General features: G+C 71.8%; 14 protein-coding genes and 2 pseudogenes. 7 read left to right on the top strand and 9 right to left on the bottom strand.

Annotated features, from left to right (window positions below):
• Positions 1 to 597 (bottom strand): hypothetical protein, encoded by a 597-nt coding sequence (locus IH50_RS0100870; protein WP_030856162.1) that lies wholly within the window; start codon positions 595 to 597, stop codon positions 1 to 3.
• Between the two features lie 167 nt (positions 598 to 764).
• Positions 765 to 1,659: pseudogene (locus IH50_RS37300) on the bottom strand (helix-turn-helix transcriptional regulator).
• Between the two features lie 142 nt (positions 1,660 to 1,801).
• Here IH50_RS37300 and IH50_RS37295 point away from each other — a divergent pair.
• Positions 1,802 to 1,954 (top strand): annotated as a pseudogene (locus IH50_RS37295) (RidA family protein); the annotation flags it as partial.
• Positions 1,955 to 2,027: 73 nt separating this feature from the next.
• Here IH50_RS37295 and IH50_RS0100850 read toward each other — a convergent pair.
• Positions 2,028 to 4,805, bottom strand: a complete 2,778-nt coding sequence (locus tag IH50_RS0100850; protein ID WP_030856161.1) for a glycosyl hydrolase — start codon at positions 4,803 to 4,805, stop codon at positions 2,028 to 2,030.
• 406 nt (positions 4,806 to 5,211) lie between these two features.
• Between IH50_RS0100850 and IH50_RS0100845 the strand changes: the two genes are divergently transcribed.
• The 4 genes from IH50_RS0100845 to IH50_RS0100830 all read left to right on the top strand — a co-directional run bounded on the left by IH50_RS0100845 (position 5,212) and on the right by IH50_RS0100830 (position 11,842).
• Complete coding sequence (locus tag IH50_RS0100845) at positions 5,212 to 6,132, top strand: hypothetical protein (protein WP_030856160.1); 921 nt, start codon at positions 5,212 to 5,214, stop codon at positions 6,130 to 6,132.
• A 110-nt stretch (positions 6,133 to 6,242) separates the two neighbouring features.
• The gene (locus IH50_RS0100840; RefSeq protein WP_030856158.1) at positions 6,243 to 6,689 is read left to right on the top strand and encodes a peptidase inhibitor family I36 protein; all 447 of its coding nucleotides are present in this window, start codon (positions 6,243 to 6,245) and stop codon (positions 6,687 to 6,689) included.
• 167 nt (positions 6,690 to 6,856) lie between these two features.
• Positions 6,857 to 10,765, top strand: coding sequence for a helix-turn-helix domain-containing protein (locus tag IH50_RS0100835; protein ID WP_030856156.1), 3,909 nt, complete (start codon positions 6,857 to 6,859; stop codon positions 10,763 to 10,765).
• Positions 10,766 to 10,918: 153 nt separating this feature from the next.
• Positions 10,919 to 11,842, top strand: a complete 924-nt coding sequence (locus tag IH50_RS0100830) for a C40 family peptidase (protein ID WP_051767118.1) — start codon at positions 10,919 to 10,921, stop codon at positions 11,840 to 11,842.
• 129 nt (positions 11,843 to 11,971) lie between these two features.
• Here the strand turns inward: IH50_RS0100830 and IH50_RS0100825 are convergent, their stop codons facing one another.
• Positions 11,972 to 12,625: a hypothetical protein gene (locus IH50_RS0100825; protein WP_030856151.1), complete on the bottom strand. Its 654-nt coding sequence runs from the start codon at positions 12,623 to 12,625 to the stop codon at positions 11,972 to 11,974.
• 517 nt (positions 12,626 to 13,142) lie between these two features.
• On the opposite strand from IH50_RS0100825, the gene IH50_RS0100815 reads away from it, so the two are divergent.
• The gene (locus tag IH50_RS0100815; protein ID WP_030856148.1) at positions 13,143 to 13,643 is read left to right on the top strand and encodes a hypothetical protein; all 501 of its coding nucleotides are present in this window, start codon (positions 13,143 to 13,145) and stop codon (positions 13,641 to 13,643) included.
• 201 nt (positions 13,644 to 13,844) lie between these two features.
• Here the strand turns inward: IH50_RS0100815 and IH50_RS0100810 are convergent, their stop codons facing one another.
• The 5 genes from IH50_RS0100810 to IH50_RS0100790 form a co-directional block, all read right to left on the bottom strand.
• The gene (locus IH50_RS0100810) at positions 13,845 to 14,798 is read right to left on the bottom strand and encodes a hypothetical protein (RefSeq protein ID WP_030856147.1); all 954 of its coding nucleotides are present in this window, start codon (positions 14,796 to 14,798) and stop codon (positions 13,845 to 13,847) included.
• Positions 14,795 to 15,874, bottom strand: coding sequence for a protein phosphatase 2C domain-containing protein (locus IH50_RS0100805; protein ID WP_078913809.1), 1,080 nt, complete (start codon positions 15,872 to 15,874; stop codon positions 14,795 to 14,797). The genes IH50_RS0100810 and IH50_RS0100805 overlap by 4 nt, the downstream gene beginning before the upstream one ends.
• Before the next feature lie 8 nt (positions 15,875 to 15,882).
• Entirely contained in the window at positions 15,883 to 16,548 is a 666-nt protein-coding gene (locus tag IH50_RS0100800; RefSeq protein WP_030856144.1) for a vWA domain-containing protein, read from the bottom strand.
• 38 nt (positions 16,549 to 16,586) lie between these two features.
• Positions 16,587 to 17,015 carry a hypothetical protein gene (locus IH50_RS0100795; protein ID WP_051767135.1) on the bottom strand — a complete coding sequence of 143 codons (429 nt, stop codon included), beginning with the start codon at positions 17,013 to 17,015 and terminating at the stop codon, positions 16,587 to 16,589.
• 62 nt (positions 17,016 to 17,077) lie between these two features.
• Entirely contained in the window at positions 17,078 to 18,631 is a 1,554-nt protein-coding gene (locus IH50_RS0100790; protein WP_030856141.1) for a hypothetical protein, read from the bottom strand.
• 46 nt (positions 18,632 to 18,677) lie between these two features.
• Here IH50_RS0100790 and IH50_RS41495 point away from each other — a divergent pair, with 46 nt between their 5' ends.
• Positions 18,678 to 18,965 (top strand): hypothetical protein, encoded by a 288-nt coding sequence (locus tag IH50_RS41495; RefSeq protein ID WP_158801128.1) that lies wholly within the window; start codon positions 18,678 to 18,680, stop codon positions 18,963 to 18,965.
• Positions 18,966 to 18,995 lie beyond the last annotated feature (30 nt).

Raw genomic sequence — 18,995 nt, 5'->3', positions numbered from 1 at the left:
TCAGATGCCCCACGGGTCGGGGTGCGGCACGGCCGCCGGATCCCCGGACCAGAGCAGCCGGGCCTCGATCCCGTCACCGGTGAGGCCGGTCAGCCGCTCGACCGCCCATCCGTTCCACTGGACGGCACGGGGGAACTGCGGCAGACGGAAGGCCGGCAGACCGGCCGGCAGGGCGTCGGCCCGGAACACCGCCCGCTTGACCTCGCCGTCCCTCTTCTTCGGCTTCGACGACCTGCGCAGGTCCAGACAGTCGACCACCTCCTCCACCAGAAGGAGGTGGTACTCGTCACCCTTCGCCCCTTCGATGTCGACCGGAACCAGGCTGCCGGACGCCAGGAGCCCGTCACCGAACCGGTCGAGGACGCGCCGGCTGAACACGGGAGCGCTCGGACGACCGGAGGGGAAGTCACTCTTGGGCCAGTGCCTTTCCCCCATCCATGCGGCCCTCAGCCGAGCAGGCCGGTCCGCCTCGGCGCCGGTGCGCTGCCAGCGCATGAGCCGCCGCGCATCGAAGCTGTCGAGACTCAGCACCCGGTAGTCGCTCAAGCCGGGCAGGAGCCGGTACACCGACAGTCCTTCCGCGGGCAGATCAGCCATGGAGCCACCTTTCGTGTCCGTTGCCGCGCCGGCCGGCGGCTCTCCACGGCTTCGCCGCGCTGACGGCCGTGGGATCGTGGGCGCTGCGGCTGTGGCCTGTCACGGGTGTGATCGTCCTGCTCTCGCCGCTGACGCCGTTCCGGCGGCCCGGCTGAGGCGGCCGGCCCTCAGGGCGAGTCCTCGTAGCGGGCGGCCATCGCGGCGGCGCGGTCGCGCAGGGAGGCGCGCAACGACTCCGGGGCGAGGGCTTCCGCGTCCGTGCCGAGCTGCCACAGCGCCCACTCGGCGTGCCGCAGGTCCTGGAACGTCACCTCCAGCCGCAGCCGGCCGTCCGCGTCGGGTTCCTCCGCGCGGACGGCCACCGCGGCGCTCAGCAGGTCCTCCCGCCGCTCCGGGGCCACCCGTACCGGCACGGCGATGTGGCCGTCGGACAGGAACCGCGCGCAGCGTTCCCGCCAGATCCGCTCCAGGTCGACCCGGTCCGGCCGCCGTGCCGGGTCGGGGAGTTCCTCGGCGGCCAGCACCCGTGACAGCCGGTAGGTGCGGTCCGCGCCCGATCGCGTGGCCAGCAGATGGCCCCGGTCGCGTACGGTGACCAGGCCGACCGGGTCCACCGTGCGCCACCGCGGTGCCTGGTCCGTGGCCGCGTAGTGGATGCGCAGCCGGTGTCCGGTGAGCACCGCGCGCCGGATCTCGGTCATCGTCGTACCGGACACCCCTTCGGCGGCCGGCCGGCGGGGGAGCAGGTCGGTGTCGGGTTCGACGAGAAGGCGCCGGGCCGAGGCCGAAGACCCGCTCGCCGCGCCCCGTCCCGGTGGCCAGCAGGGCGAGGGCCTCGCCGTGGTTCAGTCCGGTGAGCTCGGTCCGGAAGCCGGGCAGCAGCGCGAACCCGCCGTGCCGGCCGCGTTCGGCGTAGACCGGCACGCCGGCCGCGGACAGCGCCTCGACATCGCGCAGCACGGTACGGACGGACACCTCCAGCTCGCGGGCCAGCATGTCCGCGGTCATCCGGCCGCGCTGACGCAGCAACAGCACCAGCGAGACCAGCCGATCGGCGCGCATGCGGGAACCGTACCGAATACATGACCGGGGATGTCGTGATTGGTTGGAAGGCTCGTGAGCGGTGACATCGACGTCGGCGGTCGCCGCGCCGGTGGACGTACTTCTCATGAACCGAAGGGAACAGATGTGGCGGTGGAACGAAACCACCGACGTCGATCTGCTGTTCCCGCACTACGGCGTGCTGGCGGCGCGGCTGGGCGCCGCCGGGGTGGCACCGGCCACCACGATGTTCGGGGTGACACGGCTGGCGGTCCCCGGCCAGCTGGTCGAGCTGGAGGGGACCGCCGTCGCGTGACGCGATCGCACCGCCGCTGCCGCTCGTGCCGGCCGGACCGGCACGAGCGGCAGGCGGACCGGCCTTCGCCGGTTCAGCTGTACGGGATCACCAGCACGGACTTGTCCGTGCCCGTCCGGAGCTTCGAGGTGCCGTTGCCGATGGCGCTCCACACCTCCAGGCGCACGGTGCCGCCCTTGAGGTCGCCCGGTGTGCCCGTGGCCGCCTTGAGTCCGCGTGCCTGCGAGTACTCCTCCCATCCGGTGACCGGGTCGGTCGCGAAGTAGTGGTAGGTCTCGGTCCGGTCGAAGCTGCCGTCGCCGGTGAGGTCGTAGCTGATCCGGGCCTGCTGGCCCAGCCCGACCGCGGTGCCCGCGTCCACCTGGAGCCGGAAGGCGGTCTGCGCGCCCGGGGTGAGCGTGCCGTTGACACCGCGGACCTCGTAGACGAGGGGCTGGTACGGGGTGCCGTCGTGGTTGGCGCCGCCGGCGGAGGCGAGGGTGTCGCTGCCGTCCGTGCCGCCGGTCGCCGTGGTCAGGGTGCCGCCGCTGCGCAGCTGGAAGGTGTTGCCGGTCGGCGGTTCCGGGTCGGGGTCGGGCTCCTGCGAGCCGGTTCCGGTGCCGGTCGCGGTGGAACGGGCCGGTACGGACAGGGACTTGCCGTCGGAGAAGGTCACGGTGCGGGCCGTGGAACCGTAGTTGTGGGCCGCGTAGGTGCGGGTCGTGCCCTTGGTGAAGACGGCGGAGGTGGGGATGTCACCGGTCACGCCGGCGTCCGGGGCGCCGAGGGTGTCGAGGGTGTCGATCCAGTGGTAGGTGTGCGCCTTCGACTCCCCCTGCTCGGGGGTGTAGCCGGCGTTGCCCGCGTCCCACTTCGCCTTGGCCGTGCCCGGGTCGGCGAGGGACTGGAACTCCCAGAGGATGTCGCGCCATTCGACGGCCGGGCCGCCGTTCTCCCGTTCCATCTCGGCGATGTTGCGCCGGATCGCGGCCTTCTCGCCGCCGAGGTGGAGCGAACCGCCGGTCACGGGCAGGACGTTGATGCCGTGGATCTCCTCGGGGTTGGCGGTCCACCAGGTGGAGTAGGCGGCGCCGCTGCCCCACACCATGCCGGCCGTGTCGTGGCCGAAGGAGGAGGGGAAGACCTGCTCGTCGGCGTCGAACCAGTACTGGGCGATCGACTCCGACTCGGTGGTCAGCAGGAAGGTGCCGAGGTCACGCAGCGAGGTGTCGCCGGTGGCGGAGCCCCACAGGACGAGGGCCGCGCTGAGGTTGGTGGACTCCGAGGAGGACTCCTGGTTGTTGCCGGCGGCGAAGCCCTGGTGGCCGGAGGCCCAGCTGTGGCCCGCGTAGACGTCGAAGCCGCGCAGGAAGGGGAAGGCGGAGTCGGTGCGGCTGGGGTTGGCGGTGTCCCGCACGAGCGTCTCGACCATGCCGCCCCAGGCGGAGTCGGCGGCCCACGCCGGGTCGTACTGGGCGACGATGGCCGCCGCGTAGACGTAGTAGCCGTAGTGGAAGTGGTGGTCGTTCAGCTCGGTGTCGCTGCCGTAGGAGGCGGGGTAACCGGTGAGGGTCTTCCAGTCCTTGTCGTAGCTGAACTCGTTCGCGCCTCCCGCCGTGAACCAGTCCTGCAGCCTGCCCTTCATCAGGCCGAGCATCCGGTCGCGGGTGCCGGTCTCACCGATCTGGTCGGCCACCGGGACGAGTTGGGCGAGGCGGCCGAGGGCCTTGCCGGTCCAGTAGGTGTCGGAGGCCCCGGAGAAGGGGTCGGCGGCGTTCACGACCTCGTTCAGGTAGCCGCGCAGCCGGGCGGCGTCCACACCGCTCGACTTCGGCAGCGCGGGCAGCACCGCCGACGCCTTCTGGCTCGTGGTGAAGGAGGCCGACTCGCGGACCTTCATGGTGCCGCGCGGGGAGACGTAGGTGTAGGAGGTGAGGGGGTCCGTGGTGTGCAGCCACTGGTGGCGGTAGAGGGCCTGGAGCGTGCCGCGCTCGGTGCCCTCCTTCGCCTCGGTGGTGAGCGTGTAGGTGGCGCCGACGGTGCCCCCGCCGTAGTTCCAGGTGACCTTGGAACCGGTGACGAAGCTGTAGGCGTACTTCTTGAACGTCGCCAGCGCGCCGGTGGACGGCAGTACGGCGACGGAGAAGTAGTCCTTCGAGCCGAGACCCGCGGTGACGGTGGAACCGGAGACGTTCCAGTCGCTGCCGGTCGGGGCGAAGAGCGCGTAGTGGTGCCCGGCGACGGTGATGCCGAGGACGTTGCCCTGGTCGGCGAAGACGGCGGGCGTGCCGGCGGTGGTGATCTGGGCGTTGCCGCCGGAGCCCTTGGCGTAGACGAACGGGGAGCCGTGGCCGATGGTGGTGCGCAGGGTGCGGGTGCCGTCGGACCAGTAGGGGGTGACCGTCCAGTCGGACCAGTCGTCGGCCTTGGTGTCGGGGGAGTTGAGACCGGTCAGCCCGATGGTGAGGTCGCGCTTGTGGGCGTACTCGTACTGGCGGCCGTCGCCGACGATCGCGGGGGTCGTCGGGTAGCCGACGTCGAGCCCGCCGGCCGTGGCCTGGTAGGTGAGGGGGTGCCCGTACATGGGGGTCGAGTACGGGTTGTCGCCGTAGCGCTGGAAGGCGAGGGAGGACCACCAGTCGTTGGTGGGCACGGGCCGGTTCCTGGCGGCGGCGGTCACCTTGGGCGTGACCGGCGTTCCCGTGTTGGTGGTGGGGCCCGACGTGCCGGAGGGCCGGGTGTCGGAGTAACTGCCGGAACCTACGGGAACGGTGGCGGCGGCCGCCGGTGTGGCGGCCGGGCCCAGACCGAAGACGGCGAGGGCTGAGGCCAGCAGCAGAACAGGGGCGGATCTGGTGCGTGGGGATGGCATGCGTCACCTCAAGTCGTGACAGGAAGAGGTACTGAGAGCGCTCTCAGATGGCCGGAACGTAAAGCCCATGTAATGCACGTGTCAATGGCTTGAACGCAACGGGTGGGTGCCGGGCCCGGAATCCGTCAGGTCTTCGCGACGCGACGGGGTGAGCGTCCCGCGGCCGGTTCCGACGACGGGGCGCGTGTACGGGGGCTCCCTCCACCGCGTCACCTCCCCCCACCGTGTCGCCTCCCCCCACCGCGTCACCTCCCCCCACCGTGTCGCCTCCCTCCCCGCGTTCCCCCTGCCCACGCCTTGTTTCCCGGTCGGCCACCCCGGCGGGCAACAGGAAACCCGTCGACCGCCGCCGACGGCGGGACGACTCTGGACCCGTCAGCAAGCGCCAGCGGAGGAGGCGGAGTTCATGAGACGGGTACTCGTCCCCTTGTGCGCGGTCGTGGTGTTCGTCACGACCGGATGCGCCGACAGCGGAGACGGCGACGGCGGCCGGGCACCTCAGGACCCGCGTCCGCGTCCCCAGGCGCTGACCTGGCGGCAGGAACTGCGCGTAGCCGACGCGCAACAACGCCTGACCAAGCAGTGCATGAACCGCCAGGGCTTCACCTACTGGGAGGATCGCGGCCTGACACTCCAGGAGAGCCGCCCGGTGCGCTTCGTGCAGGACGACGTGGCCTGGGCCCGCGCGCACGGTTACGGGGGACGTATCGAGGCGAAGAGCCTGCGGATCCACGAGCGCAACCCCAACGGCACCTACCGGCAGAGCCTTTCCGCCACCCGGCGCGCCGCCTTCGACACCGCGCTGGACGGCGGCGACGACGCGAAGACGCTCCGGGCGCCGCTGCCCGCCGGCGGAGAGGTCCGCAAACGCCTCGGCGGCTGCACGGAGGAGGCCGAGCGCACGCTCTACGGCGACCCGGCCGTCTGGTTCCGCACGAGCAAGACCGTCTCAGGACTCAACGCCCTGTACGGCGAGGAACTCATGAAGGACCGCCGGCTGACTTCCGCGATCAGGGCGTGGGCGCGGTGCATGAAGCAGGCGGGACAGCCTTACGAGGACCCCGGGGCGGCCCGCGAAGCCGTCCGCGTCCGCACCAGCCGACTGGGCGCGGCGCGCGCGGACGAGGCGTTCGCCGCCGAGCGGAAGACCGCCGTGGCGGACGCGGCCTGCGCCCGCGAGACCTCCCTGCGTGCCGTGGCCACGGCACGGGAGACGCACTACCAGGACCGCCTGCGTAACCGTTTCGGTGAGGACATCGACACCTACCGCAACCTCGGCCGGCAGGCCTACGACCGGGCGGTGCGCATCGTCCCGGAGCGCGACTGACCATGCCGCGCCCGGGCGGACACCGCCCCACGGCGCCGGTGCGCGCCGGGCAACCGGCCCGGCACACCGGCTCCGACCCACCGACAGGGAAACCAACGAGGGGAAACAGCATGCGCAAGTCCATCGTCACCGCAGCGGTCATCGGGCTCGCCGCCCTGGGCCTCACCGCACCCGCCCCCGCCGCGCAGGCGGCCGGGAACGCCGTCTCCGGCCCCGGCTGCGACAGCAAGTGGGGGCCGCGCAACGGCAACGTGTACGCCTGGGACGGCTTCGACTGCCAGGGCACCCAGCTGGTGGCCACGTCCGGCAACAGCAGCAACTGGGGCTCCGCCAACGACAGGGCCTCGTCGGTCATGAACCGCGGGTTCACCGGCAGCCTGTCGATCGTCGCGTTCTACTTCCTGCAGAACTACGAGGGAGGCCACGCCTGCCTCCAGCCGGGCGAACTGTACGCCGACAACCTCTCCGACAACTTCTTCAACACCGGTCCGACGGTGAACGACAACATCAGGTCGCACCGGTGGGTGAACGGCGGCTGCGCGGTCAACCTGACCTGACCCACCCGGCAGCCCGCCTGCCCGCCCGGTGACGAACGCCCGGAACCGTCCCACGGTTCCGGGCGTTCGTGGTTTCGCCACATCGGGTGAAAGGTTTGGCTGCCCTCACCACCCCGGCATTAACCTGGGCTTCCACCGTCTCACGGCCGCATCGCATGGGGGACTCCGTGGGAGATCCGCAGCACGGGCATGAAGCAGACCACGGGAACGGGCGGGACGGGAACGCGCCGACCACGCACTCCTTCCCCGCCCAGTTGAGGCGACTCAGACAGGCGCGTGGCCTGTCGCTGACCGACCTGGCACGGCAGACGCATTACAGCAAGGGCTATCTCAGCAAGATCGAGACCGGTACGAAACGGGCGACCGCCGACGTCGCCCGTATCTGTGACCGAGTACTCGGCGCCGAGGGGGAGTTGCTCAGACTCGTACAGGAGGGGCCACCCGCCGGCAGCGGGAGCGGAGCCGAAGCCACCGTTTTTGAGCGGCAGTCCGACGGAGTGTGTCCGTACCGCGGCCTGTCGGCGTTCACCCCGCAGGACGCGGACTGGTTCTTCGGTCGGGAGCACGCGACGGCCGCACTGGTGGAACGGACCTTCGAACGGGTGGGAAGCGGCCCGCTGATGCTCGTCGCCCCCTCGGGCGCGGGCAAGTCGTCCCTGCTCAACGCCGGGCTGGTGCCCGCCCTGCGGCGCGGCGACTTCCCCATGCCGGGCGCCGACCGGTGGCCGGTGGTGACGTTCACCCCCACCTCACGGCCCCTGGAGGAACTCCTGGAACGCACCGCGAAAGCGGTGGGCGGGGACCTCGCCGTCACCGTCGAGGAGGCGCGCGAGAATCCCGGCGCGCTGCTGGACGCCGTACGCGCGAGGACGGACGATCCGCCGGCGCCGCCCGGGGAACGCCGGCCCCCGCCCTGCCGGCCGGTGCTGATCGTCGACCAGTTCGAGGAACTCTTCACCCTCTGCGCGGACGACGACGAGCGGCGCTCCTTCGTCCGGGTGCTCTGCGCCCTGGCGGCCCCCCGGCCGGAGGAGAGCGGACACGGCTCCGCCGTCGTGGTGCTCGGCGTCCGGGCCGACTTCACCGGCCACTGCCTGGACCTCCCCGAACTGGCCCCGGTCCTCACCGACGGGCTGTTCGTGCTGCCGCCCATGTCCGTGGGGGAGCTGCGGGAATCCATCACCCGCCCGGCGCGGCTCGCCGGACTGACCCTCCAGCCGGGCCTGGTCCCCCTGCTCCTGCGCGACGCGGGGCTGCGCGACGAGCGGGACGGCCCACCGAGGGGCCCCGGGACGGACACCGGCCCCGGAACCGACGTGACACCCTCCGGCGTGCTCCCTCTCGTCTCCCACGCCCTGCTGGCCACCTGGCAGCGGCGCGAGGGATCCGTACTGACCGTCGCCGGATACGAGCGGGCCGGCGGTATCCGGGGCGCGATCGCGCGGACCGCCGAGAACGTCTTCGCCCGGCTCTACCCGGCCGAGCAGCGGACGATCCGCCGTGTCCTGTCCCGTCTGGTGTACGTCTCGGACGGCGGCGGGGCGACCCGCCGCCGGGCGAGCGGGGCCGCCCTGAGGGAGCAGTTCGCCGACGCGGACGGCGCGGCCGCCGCGCTCGACGCCTTCGTACGGGCCCGGCTCGTCACCATGGACAGCGACACGGTCGAGATCACCCATGAGGCCCTGCTGCACGCCTGGCCACGGCTGAGGGACTGGATCCACGCCGACCGGGCCGGGCTGCTCCTCCACCAGCGACTCGCGCACGCCGCCGCCGAATGGGAGCGCGAAGGCCGGGACCCGTCCGCGCTGTACCGCGGCACCCGGCTGAGCACGGTGCGCTCCTGGGCCGACGAACTGGACGGCCGGCGCCGGCTCGGCCCCGGCGAGGAGGCGTTCCTCCGGGCGAGCCTGGCCGAGCAGGAGAGGCAGGAGAGGCAGGCCGGACGCCAGGTCCGGCTCCGGCAGTCGATGCTCGCCACGCTCGCCGTCCTGCTGGGGCTCGCCCTGACCGCCGGAGCCATCGCCCACCAGCAGCGTGAGAACGCCCTCGGCCAGGAACGCGTCGCGCGTTCCCAGGCACTCGCCGTGCGGTCCGCGTCGCTCGCCGGAGGCCTGCCGGAGGCGTCGATGCTGCTGGCCGGGGAGGCCTACCGGGCCCACCCCACCGCCGAGGCGCGCGGCGCGCTGCTGAGCACGCAGTCCCAGCCCTTCCTCGGCCGGCTGGGCGGTCACCGGGGGCCGGTCAACGCGGTGGTCTTCGCACCGGACGACCGGTCCCTGGCGACGGCCGGTTCCGACGGGACCGTGACCCTGCGACGGGTGTCGGACCGCCGTACGACCGCCGTGTTCACCGTGTCCGGGCCCGTCCGCTCGGTCGCCTTCAGCCCCGACGGCCGTACCCTCGCGGCGACGTCGACGCGCGGGCCCGTCAGCCTCTGGGACATCACCGGGCGCCGCAGGAAGGCCGTACTCGCCGACAGCACGAAGGGCGCCCGGGCGCTGTCCTTCGACCCCCGAGGGCACCGGCTCGCCGTCGCGACCGCGCGGGGGCCGGTCCAGTTGTGGGACACCGCGCGCACACCCCGCCTCACCGCCACCCTCCGCGGGCACGAGGGAGCGGTCAACGCCCTGGACCACGCCCCCGACGGCCGGACCCTGGTCTCCGCCGGAGCCGACCGGACCGTGCGCCTGTGGGACACCGGCCGGGCCCGGCCCCTCACCGTGCTCAAGGGGCACGCCGACGACGTGCTGGGCGTGGCGTTCTCCCCGGACGGCCGGGAGGTGGCCTCCGGAGGCGTCGACCGGACCGTACGGCTGTGGGACGTGCGCGGCAGCCGGCTCGACGCGACCCTGTCCGGGAGCAACGACGACATCAACGCCGTCGCGTACACACACGACGGCGCCACGGTCGTCGGCGCGGCCGGCGACGGCACGACCAGGCTGTGGGACGTCCGCGGCGGCCGCCAGACCGCCGTCCTCGCCGGCCACACCGACTACGTGATGGGGGCGGCCGTGACCTCCGACGGCACCCTGCTCGCCACGGCCGGTTTCGACCGGTCCGTGGTCCTGTGGAACCTCGGCGGCCCGGTGCTGACGGCCCGTCCGTTCACACAGGTCTGGCAGGCCCGGTACAGCCCCGACGGACGGCTGCTGGCCACCGCCGACGCCGACCACACGGTACGCCTGTGGGAGGTGGGCCGGCGCCGGCTCCTGGCAACGCTCCGGGGACACACCGAGGCGGTCTTCTCGGTGTCCTTCGCGCCCGACGGGCGGACCCTGGCGTCGGCGGGCTCCGACGGCACGGTCCGGCTGTGGGACGTGACCGCACGCGAACCGCTGGCGACCCTGACCGGCCACACCGGGCAGGTCTTCTCCCTCGCCTTCGCCCCCGACGGCCGCAGTCTCGCCTCGGCCGGCGCCGACCGTACGGTGCGCCTGTGGGACGTGACGGAGCGCGCGCCGCTGGCGGCACTGACCGGCCACCGGGACTTCGTCAACGCCGTCGCCTTCAGCCCCGACGGCCGGATCCTGGCCGGCGCCGCCGACGACCTGACCGTACGGCTCTGGGACGTCTCCTCGCACCGTCCGCTGGGCACGCTGAAGGGCCACACCGGCGCGGTGCGCGGCGTGACCTTCACCCCGGACGGGCGGTCACTGGCCAGCGGCGGCAACGACGGCACCGTACGGCTGTGGAACGTCCGCGAACGCCGCTCGGAGGCCGTCCTGACCGGCCACATCGGCTCCGTCCGGGGCATCGCCTTCGCGCCCGACGGCCGTACCCTCGCCAGCAGCGGCAACGACCGTACGGTGCGCCTGTGGGACGTCGCCGGACGGCGTCCGTGGGCGACGTTGACGGGCCACACCGACGCGGTGTGGAGCGTGACCTTCGCTCCTGGCGGGGGCACGGTGGCCAGCGCCGGCACGGACGGCACCGTACGGCTGTGGGACCTCGATCCCGGGGCCCGGCTGGCGCGGATCTGCCGGCTGGGCGCGGGCGTCGACGCGGACGCACGCGCGAAGCTCCTGCCCGGTGTCCGCCTCACCGACGACAAGACGGCCTGCGACGGGCGGGGGTGACGGTGACTCACCTGCTCACAAGGGGTTTCCCGGGCGTTTCCCGTTGCCTGCCGGAGGGAGGCGACACCCGGGCCCTCGACAAGCGCGAGGCACGGCCCGCAGGCTCCTGAGCGACCACTTCTCTCACCAGCCACAGGAAACGGGGGTCCTGGCATGCATCGCCGGACCGGTCTCATCCGCACACTGATCGTGTTACTGGCCTTCCTCCTCTGGGCGCCGGTGTCCGCCGCCGCGAACACCCGGGCGCCCGCGCAGCGTACGGCCGCCGACGCGTGCGGCGTCCTCGCACCCGGGGCCTCCGCGGCGGCCGAACGCGCGATCGCCGCCGCCTGCGCCGAGGTCGCGGCCGGTACCTGGTACACGTGGGGCGGCGGACACGGCGCCCGGCCCGGCCCCACGTACGGCCAGGTCGACCCGACCGACCCGGACAGCGAACACGACCCCGAACGGCTCGGCTTCGACTGCTCGGGCCTGATCCGTCACGCGTACGCCGAGGCGGCGGGCTCCGACATCCTCGACGGCGTCGCCGGCCAGCAGTACTACACGCACCGCGCCGCCGCCCGCTTCACCGCCGCCCAGGGCCTGGCCCCGCTGGCCCCGGGCGACCTGCTCGCCTGGGGCACCTCGCAGGACCTGCACCACATCGCCCTCTACCTGGGCGCGGGCAAGATGGTCGAGGCCAAGGAGTCCGGCACCAGGATCATGGTCAGCGACGTCCGCCTGGGCGGCGACTACTTCGGCGCCCTCCGCGTCAACACCGGGGCGGTCACCGGTCACATCCACCAGACGTGGGGCACCGGCGTGTGGACCAAGGCGGAACCCTCCCTCAGCGCCGCCCGCGTCTACGCCTTCCCGTACTCCACCACCATCCGCATCCAGTGCCAGAAGCACGCGGAACGGGTCACCTCCGACGGCTACACCAATGACGTGTGGTCCTATCTGCCGGACTACAGGGCGTGGATGACCAACATCTACATCAAGGGGGCGGCCTGGCTCGACGGGGTACCCGAGTGCGGGACGACGGTGTCGGCACGCCTTATGCCCGGAGCTCCTCACGACGTCTGGTCGGCGCCTTGACATGCTTGCCCAGCGGGGGCATCACATGGTCCCGCGCCGGAGAACCGGCCCGGACGAGGAACTTCCGGCTGCCGTTGGTTCCCGTCTCGTCCAGGAGTACCCGGACACCTCCCGGTGGTCAGCGGTCCGTCACGTCAACGTGTTGGACAAATGGGGTCCGATGTACCCGATGTAGATGCCGTACTCGGCACAGGCTCCGTCGAAGTAGTGCAGCCGCGGCGCGATCGTGTTGCCGCCGCCGACGCGTATGTGCGCGCCCATGAACACCTTCCGTGCCGGATCGACGTGCTCCGGTACGGGGAACGTACGCTGCCGGCGCCAGCTCGAGTTGCCCTTCACCGACTTGGACTCGTCCCGCACGATCTTCCGGGGTGAGATCGTGCGGACCCCGCACGGGGCGTCGGCACACCACTGCTTGAAGTCCCGGCCGACCTGCCCGGCGATCGCCGCCCGCGCGAAGTCCCCGAGCGCCAGCAGCGCGTCCCAGGTCATGCGCACCCAGGACGAGCCGTACGCCTGCGCGTCGAGGTCGAGCGTCACCTTCCGGGAGCCGGTGAAATGCAGGCGGGGTAAGGAGTCGAGGTGGCGCAGGAGTTCCTCGAAGGACTCCGGGCCGTCCTCCGGCACGGTGAGCGGGGTGTACGCGGCCGCGGCGGTGCCCGGTCCCACCATGCTCTTCGGGGGTTCCCTGAGCCATCGGCACAGCCGGTCGTCGACCTGCGCACCGGTCGTGACGTAGTCCGGTCCGCTGGTGACGACCATGCGGTATCGGCGGGTGTCCATGGCGGGATCCTCATGTCCGGAGATGTGCGGTGCAGGGGGACTGCTCAGTCCTCCGCGGCGTTGAGTGCCGTCAGCGGGTCGGTGGCCTCCTGCGGATGGGTGTGGATCCGCGCCGGGTCCGGAGGCGGTTCGCGCGGCGAGGGTCACACCTCGGCAGCGAGGTCCGCATCGTCGAGTCGGCGGTGGTCTGCGGCTGGTCGATCACGACTGCCCCTTTCGTGGGGGTGCGGGATGAGGTGTGCCTGAGACCGATGGACATCCTGTTTGCTCAAAAAGAATGACTCATATTTGTGAGCATGGTCAACGAATTGATATAAATAGGCCAATTCGAAAATGTGTACACATGGGGGGAGTGCTCGATGCGCCGATCGACGGCTGCAGCGCTTGTACACGGCGTCCACGGGCGGTAATGAGCGGGCGGAGGCCCCCTGACCGGGGAGTTCGAGCAGTACGTGGGGCCGGCCTCCGACCGGCAGGGTGGCGTCCGGGCACCCGGAGTCTCGATAAAGTGATCGGCATGCCGTCCTCGCACCTGCTGATCATCGGAGACCGGGCCGCTCTGGGCTGGGTGGTGACCGAGCAGCGCATGGCGTTCCCGGCCGGGCGGACCAAAGCGGCGCGGGCCCTGGAAGAGGGCGACGAGATCTTCCTGTACACGACGCGCGGCTGCTTCCGGAATCCGACCCGCGACCTGGGCCGGGTGATCGCCCGGGCCTCGGTCGCCACTCCGGTGCGGACGCTGGACGAACCGGTCGTCTTCGGCGACCGCTCCTTCACGGAGGGCTGCCGCCTGGAAGTGTCCGGGCTGGCACCCTTCCGCGACGGACTCGTCCTGCGTGACCTGGTGCCCCGGCTGTCGGTCTTCCCGGACCCGGCGACGTGGAGCGTCCGCATGCGACGGGCGTCGCTGCCACTGCCGCCGGCGGACGCCGGCCTGGTACGCGCGGAACTGCGACCACTGCTGCGCCCGTACGACGAGGCCGCCGACGCCTACCGCTGGGAACCGGCGCCGGCCTGAGCCGGAGTACGGCTCCCACGAGGTCCGGGAGCCGGTCATCCTCTACTCGTGCCGTCGGCGAATCCGCCGGACCGCCTCCGGGCGCAAGCCCTGAGACCACGACGGGAGCGAGTCTCCCGGTGACACGCCACTTGGCGACCGTCGTGCGAGGACATGCGCTCCCGTCGGCTCTTGCCGTTGGTTCCGCCGACAGCGTCTTTCCTACTGCACCGGGCCCCGCAGATCGATCGGTGTCCGGTTGCGCACCCCGTCAAGGACCGTGTGGTCGACGGCAGGCCGGGGCCGGGGCGTCGCCGCGGTGAGCGTGATGATGCCGCGGTCGCCCAGCGCGGTCCGCCACTCGCCCGGCCGGGGCCGGCTGCCGCGCTCGCCGGCGGCCTGCGCGAAGAGCCTGCGCACTCCGTCGCTCTGCCGGTCGTCGAGGCAGCCGGGGACCAGCTCCAGATCCTGGCCCGGTCTGACGTACGGCTGCCGGGCGAGGATGCGCCCCGCCACCAGGGCCGTCTTGTAGGCGTCCGTGTCCACCGTCGCGTCGGTGGAGGACGCGAGCGGGTCGTTCCAGTCCGGAGTGGCGGCCTGGGCCTGGACCGCCGCGCGTCCCACCCGGCGGAAGCCGTCGCAGTCCAGGAAGTGGACGGCGGGCTCGGGGGAGAGCGACCACAGGACGTTGGCCTGTGAGATGTCACCGATCACGAGTCCGGCGTCGTGGAACCAGCCGATGGCTTCGACGCAGGCCAGCGCGAGGGCCCTGCGCTGCTCCGGGGCCGGCTGCGCGACGTCCTGCCAGGCCGCCTTGGGCGGCCGGATCAAGTACTGCAGCTCGAGGAGCTTCGTCGACCCGGTCGCGGTGCGCCACGTCATGGCGGCGGGGGCCCGCCTCATGAGAAAGCCGAGCGCCCGGCCGCCCTCGACCACACGGCACAAGGGCCAGGCGGCAAGGGCGTCCAGGCGGCTCCGGTCCGCCTGACCGAGGCCCTGCCGCAGCCCGACCAGGTCGACGAGGGCGCCGCCGTTGACCTTGGACGGGTCCTTGTACTCCTTGAAGAGGAGCGGGCCGCCCGTGATCGCGTACACGTCTCCCTGGCCGCCGCTGCCGATCCGCTCACCCAGAGTGAGTGACGACCGTGCGACGTCGGCCCCGTCCTCCGCGCTCATTCCGGCTTCTCCCATACGCAGATGACGGTCCGGTCGTCGTCGTAGGACTTGGCCCGCGTCTGCGCCTGCCACAGGAAGTCGGACAGCGAAGGCACCTCGGGCCCGCCCCACACGTGCGCGAGACGCTGGGCGAACTCGGGATCCCTCTGGGTGAGCGGGTTGGTGATGCCGTCGGTGCCCAGGAGGAGGACCTCACCCGGGGTGGTGCGCAGCAGCTTGGCCTTGACGCTGCGATAGGCGTGCGGAAGGGCCTCGGTACGGGTGTCCAGGAGGCTTCCGTCGTCCACCGGACTGCCCTGTTCCCACCGGCCTTCCCGCAGCACGAACAGACCGCCGTCCCCTACGCTGAACACGACGCGTTCGCGGATGCGGGCATCGGCCGGTACCAGCAGGACGTGCAAGGTGGTGGCGTGCTCCTGACCGATGCGCAGCTCGTTGACCGCGCCGGCGATCGCCTTGTTGGCGATCGCACGGAGTTCGCCCTCGTCCTGGGCGATCAGCGCCGCATGGATGTTCTCCGCCTCCCGGTCCAGGTGGAGAGCCGCCTGGCGAGTGACGCGGTGTGAGCCGATGTGCGAGCGCTCCGCGGAGCCCACTCCGTCGGCGACCGCCAGCAGTAGCAGTTCGGCCTCCGGCGGGCCGATGCGCGTCACCGTCATGGCGTCCTGGCGGCAGCTTCCTTCCCAGTTGTGGGAGTCACCGCGTACGGACGCGGCCCGCACCGTCAGCCGTCCGGCCTCGGCCCCGTCCAGCAGCACCGCCGGGGTGAAGGCCGCGAATGCGTCACCGTCCCGCACGGAGGGGCACCCCAGAGGATGGGGCGGATAGCTGGGAGGCCGTTGGCCGACGTGCGCGGGCACCCCGCGCACCAAGGGGCCTTCGGGTTTCGCGAGGGATACGGGCGACATGAGGTGCTCTCTCATCGTGGGCCCGGACTGCTCCGCGGAAGCGGATCCGTACATGCGCATGTCGTGGAAGGTGATGCCGTCGGGCAGGCCGAGGTCTTCGTCGAGACCGTGACCGGGGGCGGTTCCGCCGCCGCTCGTCACCTCGTCGCGGGTTTCTCCGTGATGCATCGGGCCGCTCACAGCTTGTCCAGGGAAAGGCTGGTGAAGCCGGGAACCTGCTCCTCGACCTGGAGGTCGAAGCCCTCCCCGCCCTGGGCGGCCATGCTGGTTGCCGAGCTGACGATGGACCGGGTGATACTCGCGGCGAACTCGCGCAGCGCGACGGCAGGGGAGACGGAGTGGTCCCGCTGAAGGAACGCCTTGAAGTTGGCCACCTCGGTGATGGTCGCGGCGTCAGCGTCGCTGATCCCGAACGCGATGATCTTCGGCGCGTAGCGGAACCCGTTCAGGTCGTCGAGCGCGGTGCGCCAGCCTTCGTCCGTGGGGATGCCGTCGGAGAGGAAGAACACCACGGGCCGGTACACGTCGTGACCTTCCGCCTTCAGCGCGGCGACGTCCTTCTCGATGGTGTCCTTCAGTAGCCGGAAGACCGCCCCGAAGGAGGTCACGCCACCCGCCGACAGGGACGGCAGCTGTGTCAGCTCGCTCAGGTCGGCGAGCGGCTGCAGCACGGAGGCCTGCGTGGAAAAGCCGATCAGCGCGAAGCGGGTCTTGTCCGCGACACTCGGGTTGGTACTGACCTCGTGGTGGAGGTCGGGCAACGCCGAGTTGATGGCGTCCACGCCGTCACCGGCCATGGAGCCGGATTCGTCACACACCATGTAGAAGGGAAGAATTTGCATGGATAGGCTCTCCTGAGCTCGTCAGACGGCGTTGGCCGTCACCGGGTGTAGAAGTAGATCTCCAGGTCGGCCGAGCCCGAGGGGCCGCCGTTCCAGAAGTCCCGCGTGGTCGCGTCGGTGAACATGTCCGGCCGCGCCTTCCGCAGGGCCTTGTTCACGTCCCGCGCATACGCCTGGCCGTCACTGGGTTCCGATGCCTGGCCGAAGGTCAGGACGAAGGCGGCTTCGCGCCCTTCGTAGCGAGTGGTGGCGGCACGGAGCTGTTTCACCATCCGCGCGGTGTCGCCGACCGCCGCGGTCAGCCGGACCTTCACCGGCTTGCGCGCCACGGACCGCGGTCCCGTGGGTGTGGGACTCGGTGCGGGCGACGGCTCGGCCGCGGCCGGTTTCGAGGGCTTGGCGTCGGCATGCGCGGCGAGCGGGTCACCGCGGTCTCCCATGGACACCAGGGCGAGCACGAGCAGCATGTCGGCGAAGAGCCACCCGGCCAGGTGAAGTGGCGTGAACCGGAAGCGCTTCTTCAACGGGCTCACCGGTCCGGTCCGATCCCGGCCCGCAGCTTCTCGGCCTGCCGCAGCTCGCTCTCCGCGCGCCGCTGGGCCGCCTCGGCACCCAGGCGCGCGGCCTCCGCCTCGCCGCGTGCGCTCTCCGCCTCGCTGCGCGCCGTCTTTGCCTCGCCCCGTGCGGTCTCCGCCTCGATCCGCGCCGTTTCCGCCCGGCCCCGTGCGGCCTCCGCTTCGCTTCGCGCGGTTTCCGCCTCGATCCGCGCCGCCTCCGTCTCACGGAGCGCCCGTTCCAGGACGTCGGTGACCGCGACGAAGCGGTCCATCGCCTCCTGGACGGCGCGGCTGCGCGCCTCGATACCGAGCAGGGCCTTTCGTGAGGCCTCGGCGGCCTCGCCGGTCCGGTCGGCCACCGTGCCGAGGTCGTCGAGCAGGCGGCCGTTGACGTCCGCCACGACCTCGACGCCGGTGGTGAACCCGCGCTGGGAGGCGGCCAGCACGGTCAGGGAGTCCTCGACCTGCCGGGCCGCGTCCGACAGCGCGCCGCGCACGCGGTCGCCGTTGTCGCCGACCGCTGTCTCCAGGCGGTCCGCCGCGCGGGACAGGACGTCGCGCATGTCGTCGCCGGCCGTCCGCAGGTCTTCCAGTGCCTTGTCCAGAACACCGGTCTGCCCGCTGACGGCATCGGCCAGGCGGCGGCCCGCCTGCGTCAGCGGGTCGTCCAGGCCCTGGACGGCGGCCTGGATGGCCGTGCCGCTGTCCCGGACGCTCTCCTCGATCCGCAGCACCACCTGCTCGATGGGCCGTACGTACGCCTCCGCCTGGGAGAGGCGCTGCTCCGCCTTGTCCGAGGCCTCGCCCACCAGCTCGGCGGCCCGGGTGAGCGCCTCCTGCGTGGTGATGGCCTTGGAGTGCATCCGCTTCAGCCGACTGGCCGCCGAGTTGAGCTCCGCCGCGAAACGCTGCGGCGAGGCGAACCGGTGCTCGTTGAGCGAGAGCTGTGCACGCGTGAGGACGGGGACCAGGCGGGCCAGAGCCGCACGGGCACGCTCCCGTACCTCCTCCTCGTGGCGTTCGGCGCGTGTGCGCCGGTAGCCGTGCACGGCCGTGAGGATGAACAGCATCACCAGGGCCAGGCACCCGAACACGGCGACGTGGCCGAAGCGGTACGCCTCGCTCAGGTGCCCGTCGAACCCGGACTGCCACAGCTGCAGGAACGGCCGGCCGGCGGCCTTGGGGTCGTCCCCGGTGAGCGCCCCGTAAGCACTCGACGCCTGCCACAGACCGAACCACGTGAAGAGCAGCGGCAGGAAGACCAGGGCTCCCAGAACCCAGTCCAGCACGGAGTCGAACCGTTCGCCCCGGCCGGCGTCCACCGGTCCGGCGACGCTCTCGGGCCGGGCGAAGTGGGCCATCAGGTCGAGGTCGGCCCAGGCGTCGAGGGCGTCCGCGTCGGTGGAGTCGAGCGCGCGCGCCAGCGCGCGCAGTTCTTCGGCGCGCGGGGCGAGCGCGGGGTCCTGCGCGGCGTCCTCGAGGTGACGCGCGGTCACCCCTTTGTCGATGTGTGTCCCGGTGAACATTTCCCACCCTTGCCCGGTGTTGCCGGGACTTCGTACGGATCCGAGCGTGACGGAGGAGGGGGCGATGGCATGCCACGCACATCCCTGTCACACAGAGAAAGCAAAGAGGAATCTTCACTTCCTCTTCACCAGTCGGACAATAATAGATGACGATCACATGGTGTCCACGGCGTGGCGCAACGCCGTTGTGCAGGTCTTTGAGGTAGAGGAGCGTTCATTGAGTGGCGACGGCAGACGACGGACGGTCATCGACCTCACCAGGGGTGCGGCCGCCGGTACGGAGGCGCGGACGCGGTGGGGAGCGCCGACGCGTCCCGTGGACCTCACCGAGTGAGCGCCCCGCGCCGAGATCACGGGCCGGGGC

This window comes from Streptomyces sp. NRRL S-37, assembly GCF_000721605.1.
GTDB lineage: Bacteria > Actinomycetota > Actinomycetes > Streptomycetales > Streptomycetaceae > Streptomyces.
This window is presented reverse-complemented; position numbering and strand designations above follow the sequence as displayed.